This window comes from Frankia sp. AgB1.9 (assembly GCF_016786355.1).
Classification (GTDB): Bacteria; Actinomycetota; Actinomycetes; order Frankiales; family Frankiaceae; genus Pseudofrankia.
In genome coordinates, this window is record NZ_JADWYX010000255.1 from 1 (window position 1) to 2,395 (window position 2,395).

The window sequence follows — 2,395 nt, forward strand, 5'->3', positions numbered from 1 at the left end:
CCGGCTCGCTCGCGGCGGACACGTCACGCGGTGGGCCACACGACCGACAGCCAACAAGATCTAAAACAGGCTCTGAGGCACAGTGCAAGGACATCGAGATCGTGGACGGGATGATCGTCATGGTCTCCGGCGCCTCCCTGCTGCATAACCGGCTGGCGAGGAAGGTCGCCAACGCGATGGAGCTGGCGGGGGCCCCGGGGTGGTTCGCCGATCTTGCCTTCGATGTCCGGCTCCAGGATGTGCCGCTGACGGTCCGGAGGCCCGACGTCGTCGTATACCGGGCAAGCGCGGTCGGCGTCACACCAATGCGCCCGGAGAGCATCCTCCTCGTCGGCGAAGTGGTCTCACCGGGTTCTGAGACCACGGACCGTGTTTTCAAGCCGGAGCAGTATGCCCAGGGCCGGCATCCAATTTTACTGGCGGATCGAGCAGTCCGCTGCCGGTGTCCCTCTCGTCTACACGTACGTGCTCGACCCGGCCGCGAGAACCTACCGAGTTGGCGATGTCTACACGGGTGTCATCGAAGCCGTGGCTCCGTTCCCCGTCAAGGTTGACCTCACCCAGCCATAGTGCGAGCGGGCCGCATTCTCGACGAGTTGGCTGACCAGTTACGTTCGTTCTCCAAGAGTCTGCCGCACGAAGTCACTATGTGAATCATTGGGCGAGCATCCACCGCCAGCGACGAAGCTGCAGGACGCAGGCAGCCAGTGCGGCGGCGACGACGAGCGATGCCACGATGGACGGCCAGACCGTGAAGGCCGCTACACAGGCGGCAACCGGTTGGAGCAGCTCGAGAGCGATCGCCGGCCGGGCCGAGACCGAGATCGGCGTCTTCTGCTTCTTCGCTCCGGGCATGCCGAAAACCGTCGGCAGGCCAATCAGCAGGACGTCAGCCAGCACCGCGAGCCAGATCGACGAGGTCGCCAGAGCCCAGGGCGCGGCGACCCAGGCAATGATCTCGACCAGAAACCGCAGCGCGGAGACGCTCAGCGGGTCCGCCGCGGCGGCCGGAGCCGAAGCCTCCATCGAAGACTCCCGGGGCGGCCGGCTGCGGTCATCGTCCACGCGGACTTCCCTCGGCGGCTCCGGTTGTCGCCGCGATCAACCCGTCGACCGCGCGTTGGAACAGACGATTCCACCGCCGCCCGACCAGGGGCTTGATCAGACCCATCGTCGTACCGACGAAGATCTCGACGTTGTGGATGCGCGTGCCCCCGTCTGGCGTCGGCTGGAACTGCCAGCGGTGACAACTGCGGATTCCGTTCTTGTCGCCCGACCAGGAGACTTGCGCCGCCGGCTGGAACTCGTCGAACGTGGCTCGTTCGTGCTGGACGCCGACCGGGAAGCCGAGGCCGAGTTCCTGGTCGAAAGAGCCGCCGATCGACAGGGTGTTCGCGTCGACGGGGGCCACCGAACGATGGATCGGCGACCAGTTCGGCCAGTGCTCCAGGTCGCTCCACACCGCCCAGAGGTCCGCTGCCGTCGCCTTCGAGGTGCCGGATCCTTCGACCACGAGAGTTTTCCAGTCCGGCTTGGCCAGACCGACGCGTTCCAGGCAATACGCAACGCCGGTCTCCGGCATCCTCATGCTCCTCCCTGTCCACTGCGTCCAGACAGCTGGAAGATAGCGGCATTCCGATCAAATCGCAACAAAAGTTGCGTTAGTGTCGGCGCATGGACGCGCACCATCCCGTCGGTACGGTCCGTCCGGGCGGCCGGGCCGCGCGGGTGAGAGCCGCAGTGACCGCAGCTGTGATCAGAGAGATACTGACGGTTGGGTACTCTCGGTTACGGGTCGAGGCGATCGCGACCCGAGCCGGAGTTCACAAGACGACCATCTACCGTCGATGGCCGACCCGCGAAGCTCTCGTCACTGACGCCTTGCGCGACCAGGCTGTCGCCGCGATCGCGATACCCGACGGCGGCTCGGTCCGCACGGACCTGCTCCATTTGGCCCGCAGCGTCGCACTGAACATGCGCTCGCCAGTCGGTGGCGGCCTGTTGCGAACCTTCATCTCCGAGTCCGCGAGTGTCCCGGAGATCGCCGGTGTCGCCCGTGATTTCTGGACGACGAGGTTCAGCGTTGCCGGTGAGGTCGTCACCCGCGCCGTCGCCCGTGGCGAGCTCCCGGCCGGCACCGACCCCAACCGGCTGTTGGAGGCCTTGGTCGCGCCGCTGTTCCTCCGCACGTTTGTGCTGATGGAGTCGATCAACGATCGAGACCTGACGCTGCAGGTCGACGTCGTGTTGCGGGCCGCCCGGACGGACTGCTACGTCACCAGCCCCACCGGACCAAAACGCGCCTCGACGCCCGGCAGCTAGGGCCTGTTTCGAAAGTCAGTCAGCGTAGCCATTGGTTGATCGCGGCGATGGTGACCGTTGCCGCGTAGCGGAC

Annotated in this window: 3 protein-coding genes and 2 pseudogenes; 3 read left to right on the forward strand and 2 right to left on the reverse strand. The window is 66.0% G+C overall.

Features of this window, described 5'->3' with window-relative positions; genetic code table 11:
• Window positions 1-92 precede the first annotated feature (92 nt).
• Window positions 93-570 (forward strand): annotated as a pseudogene (locus I6A60_RS40935) (Uma2 family endonuclease).
• An 84-nt stretch (window positions 571-654) separates the two neighbouring features.
• On the opposite strand, the gene I6A60_RS40940 reads toward I6A60_RS40935, so the two are convergent.
• Together I6A60_RS40940 and I6A60_RS40945 are read right to left on the reverse strand one after the other, a co-directional pair.
• Complete coding sequence (locus I6A60_RS40940) at window positions 655-1,026, reverse strand: hypothetical protein (protein WP_203017294.1); 372 nt, start codon at window positions 1,024-1,026, stop codon at window positions 655-657.
• Between the two features lie 28 nt (window positions 1,027-1,054).
• A complete protein-coding gene (locus I6A60_RS40945) occupies window positions 1,055-1,582 on the reverse strand; it encodes an SRPBCC family protein (RefSeq protein WP_203017296.1) in 528 nt (175 codons plus the stop codon).
• 92 nt (window positions 1,583-1,674) lie between these two features.
• On the opposite strand from I6A60_RS40945, the pseudogene I6A60_RS44365 reads away from it, so the two are divergent.
• Both I6A60_RS44365 and I6A60_RS40950 read left to right on the forward strand, forming a co-directional pair.
• Window positions 1,675-1,860 (forward strand): annotated as a pseudogene (locus tag I6A60_RS44365) (TetR family transcriptional regulator); the annotation flags it as partial.
• Window positions 1,861-1,881: 21 nt separating this feature from the next.
• A complete protein-coding gene (locus tag I6A60_RS40950) occupies window positions 1,882-2,322 on the forward strand; it encodes a TetR-like C-terminal domain-containing protein (protein WP_238437290.1) in 441 nt (146 codons plus the stop codon).
• Window positions 2,323-2,395 lie beyond the last annotated feature (73 nt).